Raw genomic sequence first — 5,690 nt, forward strand, 5'->3', positions numbered from 1 at the left:
GAACAGCATCTGTTACGAATGGATGCACCTTTTTATGTTCCGTTGACGAAAGATGCGGTACCGACCGGTGATATTCTCCCCGTCACAGACACCGTCTTTGATTTTCTCGATACCCGTCCCCTGCATGAAGTGACACATGCATCAGATGAACAACTCCGCCAAGCAGGTAGTGGGGTTGATCATCCCTTCCTGCTTAGAGAGGGTGGAGAAATCGTTCTCGATGAGCCAATCAGCGGGCGGCGATTGCGCGTCGTGACGGATCAACCGGGAGTCGTCGTCTACACTGCTAATCATTTGTCGGGCGAGTTTACGATTTGTGGAAGACGCGCAACCCCATACCTCGGAATCTGTTTTGAGACACAAGGATTACCGGATGCGATCAACCAACCGAATTTTCCTTCCGTCGTCTTACATGCCGATGAGCATTATCATAAGCGTACATCGTTTCATTTTCAGATGATGTCATGACGTTTCTTGCGATTTCCACTTCTGTATATGGTAGGATAAAGCGAGAAGAATCTAACGGAGGCTAGGGAAATGACTAAAATAGCATGGGTGACCGATAGTATGGCCTATTTCAAGAAGGAAGAGGCAGAAGCGATCGGCGTCAATGTCGTACCGATTCAAATCTTACTCGGTGATACGGCGTACCAAGAGAATGCGATCACGGTCGAGCGTTTGTTCCGTGCGCTAGATGCGGACAAAAAGCTGATTGCCAAAACATCACAACCAATCTTTGGGGAGTTCGTTGGAACATATGAACGTCTGAAAGAAGAAGGTTATGACTGTGCGATTGCAGTGCACTGTACGAACGGGCTCTCAAGTACCGTCCAAAGTTCAGCATCAGCAGCGGAAGCAGCCAGCTTCCCGGTTCATATCATCGACTCTCATACAGCGTTTGAGAACCAACAAGAGTTCATTCGTTACGGGATGGAGCTCGCGGCACAGGGGAAATCCGTCGAGGAAATCGTCGCTGCCTTACAAGCGTTGACGAAAAAGACCCATTTCTATATGATCGTCGGTAATATGGAGACGATGCGTCGGGGTGGACGTGTCTCATCCGGTGACTTGTTCCTTGCGAACCTACTCAGCATCAAACCGATCATCACGACGGATGAAGCAGGAAAAATCGTACCATTCAAAAAAGCACGTTCTTTAAAGAAAGCTTACATCGAAATGGTTAAACAAATCGATGAATCGATGCGTCAGCACACGTTCTACAAGAACCGGATTTATGTCGCGACGACGATGGCACCGGAAATGGCAGCGGAACTGCGGCAGCAAGTCGCAGCGAAGTTCCCGGATTTGACGATTCTCGAAGGCACGTTCGGACCAGCAATCGGGACGCATGCCGGAGCAGAGACGGTTGGTCTATTCTGGATGAATGATTAAATTAAAACAGATACGACAAGAGGCGACGGATTTTTCCGTCGCCTCTTGTTTCGTTCAAGCTGTAAGTGTAATTCCAAGGAACGCTGCAAGAATTCCGAAACCGTAGCTCGAGATGAGGTAGAGGGTAAGTACTTTACGATTTCCGTCCTGAAATAACTGCAATGTCTCGATTTTGAACGTCGAGAACGTTGTAAATGATCCAAGGAAACCGGTACCTAAGAGTAACGTCCATGTCGTATCGAGATGCGCACCGATGACGAGACCAAGCAAAAACGAACCGATTACGTTAATCAGGAACGTCGCTAGTGGAAATTCACGTTTCCAAAACGTCTTCATCCATTGACTGACGGCAAACCGACTGATGGCGCCGCAAAAAGCACCGATGGCGAGAGCAAGTAGCGTCATTCACTCACGTCCTTTCGTCACGTGACGCAGTCGTCGTGTTCCGAGCGCGTAACCGACATAAGACAGGAACAAACCGCCAAATAGGCTGACGAGTACGTAGAGGAACGCGTCCGCTAAATGATGTTCATTAAGTAAGGTCACCGTCTCAACGCTGAATGTCGAAAACGTCGTAAAGGAGCCGATGAAACCCGTGCCGATGGCTGTGATCGCATATTGATGTAAGAGTTTCGTTCGAAATAAAAAGTGTGTCGCATAGCCGAGAAGAAAACTCCCGATCAAGTTGATCGCAAGCGTCGCCCACGGAAACGGACCAGTCGTGAAGTCGCTAATCAGCAGTCCGAGCCCATACCGTGCCGAGGCACCGAGAACACCTGCGAGACCTACGAGTACATACAGCATAGAAATCCTCTTTTCTGAAAAAGTCTACGTTAACCGTACTCCCGCTTTCAAGAAAGCGTCAAGAAAAAAAGTCACTCGAGAGACTTAACGAATGAATTCTTTCTGCCGATGAACAACTGTATGACTTTAATAAGGTGAAGGAGTTTGAACAAGATGGTATCTGCCCTCGAGCAACAAAGTACAAAGATTTTGTCCCGCCTGATTGCAACGTTAATTACGATTGCGCATCCATTGATTTTCTTATTTGCGCAAATGAATTACGTCTCAATCAGTGTGTTTTATCAGTTTTTAGTCGGTGGTTTGATCTTGACGGTCGCGTTGCTTGTGGGCAACCGCCTACTTGGACATCGTCCGAGCGGGAAGTACGTCCAAGTGACGTTAACGTATTTCGTACTCGCTCTCATTTTGGTGACCTTGCCGTCGCCAAGCATTTGGACGATCGTCTATCTCTACTTGACGATTTCAATCGTCTATTTAATTCCGCGTTTGGTCATTCTCGCCGGAATCCTTGGACTCATTGAGATGGCAGTATTCACAATGCTGGGAACGATTGTCTTTACGAATACATTCGACTTGATCGTCGCCTATGTCATCTATTTGATGATTTTCTCAGCGGCTGTTTTTGTCGCTGTCTTTGGACGGAACGTCATGTTAGCCGTCCGCCAAGAACAAGAACGGTCGGAAGCCTACGCGGCGACGTCGCAAATTGCTCTCGAACAAACGGCAGCAACCGCAACGGAAGTAACGACGTTTACGGAAGAGATGAGTGAAACGGTCGACGCGGCGAAGGATTCCTTCAGTCAGGTTGATCTGGCGATGCAACAGCTGGCACATGATGCAGCAGGAAGCGTTCAAGCGATTCGTGAAATTCGCCAATTGAACGACCAGCAAGTCAACCGGATGGAGGATGTGACCGTTTCGGTCGACCACGCACTCGAGCGCAGTTCGTCCTCGCGAACGACAGCCGAAAAGAGCAGACAGACGATTGGTCTTGCCGGACAATCCCTGCAACAATTGACGACGAGCATGGATGAGTCGGTTACGTCGTTCGGACAGCTCGCTGGACGGTTCCAGGAAATCGTCGCCATCACGTCGAGCATCAATGCGATTGCGGCGCAAACGAACCTGCTTAGTCTCAATGCTTCCATTGAAGCAGCCCGTGCGGGTGAGTTCGGAAAAGGCTTTACGGTCGTTGCGCAAGAAATCCGTAATCTATCAGCACAGACGGCAGAAGCGTCGAAGGAAATCAATGCGATCATCGAACGTGTTGATCAGGACGTCACGCAAACCGGCAACTCGATTCATGCCAGTACGACATTGCTACGTGAGCAGGAAGAGCGGATGGCAGAGAGTCAGTTAGCACTACAGACGATCGAGATGGATGCGACGGAAGTCGTCGGTTCGATCCAGTCGGCGCAGACTCAGTTCGCGACGATGACGAGCAGTCTTACTGCTATCACGACAGCAACCGGTCAACTCGACACGTTCATGAATGCGTTGCTCGCACAAAGTGAGTCGTTATCCGGTTTGACGCGTCATCAAGTCGGTCAGGTCATGGAACTGCAGCAGGCGATTCATGCCTTGAACGAGACGGCATCCACCCTTCAACAAACGAATCGTTAACGAAACAGCTCCTCATCGATTGATGGGGAGCTGTTGTGTATCTTCAGACTGTTTGTCGGTAGGACGGACGGGGAAGAAGATAGGGAACGAATATTGAAGGAGGAGTCAACGGATGAAGGCAGCTTACATTGAACAGTATGGTGGATCGGAACAATTCAAGGTCGGAGAACTGGACAAGCCGGTCATCGGACCGGATGATGTTTTAATCGAAGTCTATGCCGCGAGTGTAAACCCGGTCGATTGGAAACTACGCGAAGGATACTTGCGTCAGATGTTGAGCTACGAAATGCCGCTCGTCATCGGTTGGGACGTTGCCGGTGTGATTCAGGAAGTAGGAGAAAACGTCTCCGATCTTCAAGTCGGGGACGCTGTTTTCAGCCGTCCGGAAATCGCTCGCCAAGGAACATATGCCGAGTACGTCGCGGTCGATGCCCATCTCGTCGTCAAAAAACCAGAATCGCTCAGCTTCGCAGAAGCAGCGTCTCTTCCACTCGTCTCACATACAGCGTGGCAGGTCATGTTCGAAGTGATGGATGCGAAGCCAGGTGACCGGATCTTTATTGGTGCCGGATCAGGCGGCGTCGGAACGGTCGCGATTCAACTCGCAAAAGCGAACGGTTTGTACGTCATCACGTCAACAAGTACGAAAAACGTTGACTGGGTAAAAGCGCTTGGAGCCGACGAAGTCATTGACTACAAACAGGAAAATCCGGCCGATCGTGTTCGCGACGTCGATTTTGTATTTGATACGATGGGTGGCGACAAGCAAGGGGAACTGTATCAGATGCTGAAGCCGAACGGAATGCTCGTCTCGATTTCCACACCACCAGATGAAGAACAAGCGAAAGAGCATAATGCACGTTCTGCGTATGTCTTCATGCAACCGACGGGTGAACGTTTACGACATATCGCTAAAGCTGTCGAACGTGGCGAGCTACAACCTGTCGTCGATCGGATCTTTGATCTAGATCAAATTAAGGAAGCACATGATTATGGCGAAGAAGGACACGCAAAAGGAAAAATCGTCATTCGGGTCAAGGGAGAATAAGAAGAGGAAGACGCTGAAATCAGCGTTCTCTTTTATTTTTTGTCAATCTTTTTATCGAACCATAAACAAAAAATAACCTGGTTAAAAAAGTATAAAGGATAAGGGGTTGCTTCTTCCTATACTAGGGCTATCAGACGTGAGTCAGCCACATTAAAAGGAGGAAGTAACATGAAAAAAGGATTGAAGTGGACAGGAATTATCGTGATCGGCGCAGTTATTCTCGGGAATCTAGGAGATGACGAAGAACAAGCAGCACCGGAGAAAAAAGTAGAAGTCGAACAAGAAGCAGTCAAATCAGAAGCAAAACCAGTGAAGGCAAAAGCAGTTGCAAAACCGGTCAAGAAAACGTACGGGGTGAATGATCAGGTAAAGGTCGGGAAACTGACGTACGTCGTCAACGACGTCAAGATGGTCGATACGTTGTCGAACGTTCTCGGAGAAAAGAAAACATCAGGACAATTCTTAGTCATCGGTCTGACGATTCTAAACGGAGATAAGGAAGAGCGATTCGTCGACAGCAACATGTTTAAAGTCAATGTCGGCGATACGGAATACTCAGCCGATACGGAACTCGATCTTTATGCGAATGAAGACGGGATGGGCTTCTTCTTAGAGACGATCAACCCGAATATCGAGAAAACCGGCAACATCGTCTTTGAATTACCGAAACAGGTGAAAAATCCGATGCTTGAAGTCTCGTCTGGCTTTGGCTGGGCAGGTGGACAATCAAAAGAGATTCAATTGACACAGTAATGAGTGACCATAGAAGAGACTCAATAAAAGAATGACGCGTCTTTTCACGCCCTTTCCTCAGGCGAGACAC

Annotated in this window: 6 protein-coding genes and 1 pseudogene; 5 read left to right on the forward strand and 2 right to left on the reverse strand. The window is 48.6% G+C overall.

Features of this window, described 5'->3' with window-relative positions; translation table 11 throughout:
* Together F8N00_RS15715 and F8N00_RS15720 are read left to right on the forward strand one after the other, a co-directional pair.
* Positions 1-468 (forward strand): annotated as a pseudogene (locus tag F8N00_RS15715) (galactose mutarotase); the annotation flags it as partial.
* 69 nt (positions 469-537) lie between these two features.
* Positions 538-1,392: a DegV family protein gene (locus tag F8N00_RS15720; protein WP_023466828.1), complete on the forward strand. Its 855-nt coding sequence runs from the start codon at positions 538-540 to the stop codon at positions 1,390-1,392.
* A gap of 54 nt (positions 1,393-1,446) precedes the next feature.
* Here the strand turns inward: F8N00_RS15720 and crcB (F8N00_RS15725) are convergent, their stop codons facing one another.
* Both crcB (F8N00_RS15725) and crcB (F8N00_RS15730) read right to left on the reverse strand, forming a co-directional pair.
* Positions 1,447-1,797: a fluoride efflux transporter CrcB gene (gene crcB / locus F8N00_RS15725; RefSeq protein ID WP_058704271.1), complete on the reverse strand. Its 351-nt coding sequence runs from the start codon at positions 1,795-1,797 to the stop codon at positions 1,447-1,449.
* Entirely contained in the window at positions 1,798-2,196 is a 399-nt protein-coding gene (gene crcB, locus F8N00_RS15730; protein WP_023466830.1) for a fluoride efflux transporter CrcB, read from the reverse strand.
* Between the two features lie 153 nt (positions 2,197-2,349).
* Here crcB (F8N00_RS15730) and F8N00_RS15735 point away from each other — a divergent pair, with 153 nt between their 5' ends.
* From F8N00_RS15735 to F8N00_RS15745, 3 genes are all read left to right on the forward strand, one after another.
* Complete coding sequence (locus tag F8N00_RS15735) at positions 2,350-3,819, forward strand: methyl-accepting chemotaxis protein (RefSeq protein ID WP_421018542.1); 1,470 nt, start codon at positions 2,350-2,352, stop codon at positions 3,817-3,819.
* 112 nt (positions 3,820-3,931) lie between these two features.
* Positions 3,932-4,867 carry an NADP-dependent oxidoreductase gene (locus F8N00_RS15740; RefSeq protein WP_174315928.1) on the forward strand — a complete coding sequence of 312 codons (936 nt, stop codon included), beginning with the start codon at positions 3,932-3,934 and terminating at the stop codon, positions 4,865-4,867.
* A 168-nt stretch (positions 4,868-5,035) separates the two neighbouring features.
* A complete protein-coding gene (locus F8N00_RS15745) occupies positions 5,036-5,620 on the forward strand; it encodes a DUF4352 domain-containing protein (protein ID WP_421018543.1) in 585 nt (194 codons plus the stop codon).
* Positions 5,621-5,690: the final 70 nt, after the last annotated feature.

The organism is Exiguobacterium sp. A1_3_1, assembly GCF_048985645.1.
Lineage (GTDB): Bacteria > Bacillota > Bacilli > Exiguobacteriales > Exiguobacteriaceae > Exiguobacterium_A > Exiguobacterium_A indicum.

What these genes read in the sequence shown, in the direction of transcription:
- F8N00_RS15720 (WP_023466828.1), top strand. Translation starts at nt 538, where the DNA reads ATGACTAAAATAGCATGGGTGACCGATAGTATGGCCTATTTCAAGAAG.
- crcB (WP_058704271.1), bottom strand. Translation starts at nt 1,797, where the DNA reads ATGACGCTACTTGCTCTCGCCATCGGTGCTTTTTGCGGCGCCATCAGT.
- crcB (WP_023466830.1), bottom strand. Translation starts at nt 2,196, where the DNA reads ATGCTGTATGTACTCGTAGGTCTCGCAGGTGTTCTCGGTGCCTCGGCA.
- F8N00_RS15735 (WP_421018542.1), top strand. Translation starts at nt 2,350, where the DNA reads ATGGTATCTGCCCTCGAGCAACAAAGTACAAAGATTTTGTCCCGCCTG.
- F8N00_RS15740 (WP_174315928.1), top strand. Translation starts at nt 3,932, where the DNA reads ATGAAGGCAGCTTACATTGAACAGTATGGTGGATCGGAACAATTCAAG.
- F8N00_RS15745 (WP_421018543.1), top strand. Translation starts at nt 5,036, where the DNA reads ATGAAAAAAGGATTGAAGTGGACAGGAATTATCGTGATCGGCGCAGTT.